The 1,532-nt window shown below is 66.6% G+C and carries 1 protein-coding gene; it reads right to left on the reverse strand.

The window, feature by feature from the left end:
• Positions 1-77: 77 nt before the first annotated feature.
• Entirely contained in the window at positions 78-1,310 is a 1,233-nt protein-coding gene (locus tag AB0M20_RS42840; protein WP_364307171.1) for an IS30 family transposase, read from the reverse strand.
• Positions 1,311-1,532: the final 222 nt, after the last annotated feature.

The raw sequence follows: 1,532 nt of genomic DNA on the forward strand, positions 1-1,532 counted from the left end.
CCAGAGTGTGGCTGGCATCGGGCACGACGCGCCCTAATACCGGGGGGCGGTTTCAAGGGGTCGTTGCAATGCGGTGGTTAGAGGTTGAGGTCAAGGAGCTTAGCGAGGCGCTCGGCTGGGGTGTCCCAACCGAGTGTTTTGCGAGGGCGGCCGTTGAGTTGCGCGGCGACGGCGGCGAGGTGGCTGGAGTCGTGGGCTGTCAGGTCGGTGCCTTTGGGGAAGTACTGGCGTAGCAGGCCGTTGGTGTTCTCGTTGGAGCCGCGTTGCCAGGGTGAGTGCGGGTCGCAGAAGTAGACCGGCATGTCAGCGCTGGTGCTGAACTCGTGGCGCAGCGCCATCTCGATGCCTTGGTCCCAGGTCAGGGACCGTTTCAGGTGTTGCGGCAGGGTTGCCAAGGCGGTGAGCAGCCCATCGCGGATGTGTTCGGCGCCGCGGCCCGCGCCCAGGTGTATGAGCAGGACGTAACGGGTGCTGCGCTCGACGAGTGTGCCGATGGCGGAGGTGCCGCCTTTACCGATGATCAGGTCGCCTTCCCAATGTCCTGGCACGGCGCGGTCATCAGCCTCAGCGGGCCGTTGGCTGATCATCACCATGGGATGAACGAAGCGGGGATGGCGCGCTGCGGGCTGCCTGCGAGGGCGGCGCACGGCGCGGCCGGTGCGCAGCGCGGTGCTCAGCGCGGTGCGCAGTTCCCGGCGCAACTCGCCGCGGCCTTGGACGTAGAGCGCTTGATAGATCGTCTCGTGTGACACGTGCAGCTCGCTTCGCTCGGGAAAGTCACGGCGTAGCCGGCGGCTGATCTGCTCAGGGCTGTGCCTGCGCTGCAGCATGGCTTGCACGAGTTCGCGCAGCACATGACCAGCGGCGATCTTGCTGGCCTTCGGCCGTGGCCGCCGGTCGTCGGCGCGTTGCTGGGCCGCGTACGGCCGGTAGTCGCCGCTGCCAGGGTGACTGTTACGGCGCACTTCCCGGCTGATAGTGCCCGGCGATCGTCGTAGCTCGGCGGCGATCGTCGCCTGCGAGGCACCCGCCCGGAGCCGGTCAGCGATCACGATCCGCTCGTCCTGCGACAGATACCTGCCGGACACTCGCGACGGCCGGGCGACGGGCGGATGCACCCGCCGCTGCCCGGCCTTGGTCGTGCTCGTGCTGCCGTGCTGCCATCGATGACCAGTCTTGCGGTTGACTCCGACGCGTCGGCAGGCCTCGCTCGTACTCACACCCCGTGTCACAAGATCCAAGAATGCCTGCCGCTCCACATGCAGCTTCTTCGATCCGTGCAGCCGACGATCACCACGGATCTCGAACATCGCAACTCCTGATCAATCAGGCGTTGCAACGATCCCTTGAACTCGCGGGTTGTATTTGGGCGTGTCGCGGCCGCTGCCAGGCGCGCTCTGGGCCACGCCGCAGCCCTGGTTGATCCACGAGACAGGCCCTAGGTGTAATGCCCATGAGCGTTGTTGACGCGGCGTGGCGCCTTGATCAATGAGAAGACCTCCGGCGAGGTGGGAGTTGCGACGCTCTCCACC

Origin of the sequence: Actinoplanes sp. NPDC051633 (genome assembly GCF_040681735.1) — a bacterium.
Lineage (GTDB): Bacteria > Actinomycetota > Actinomycetes > Mycobacteriales > Micromonosporaceae > Actinoplanes.

Coding starts and splice junctions, on each gene's coding strand:
- AB0M20_RS42840 (WP_364307171.1), bottom strand. CDS start 1,310: ATGTTCGAGATCCGTGGTGATCGTCGGCTGCACGGATCGAAGAAGCTG.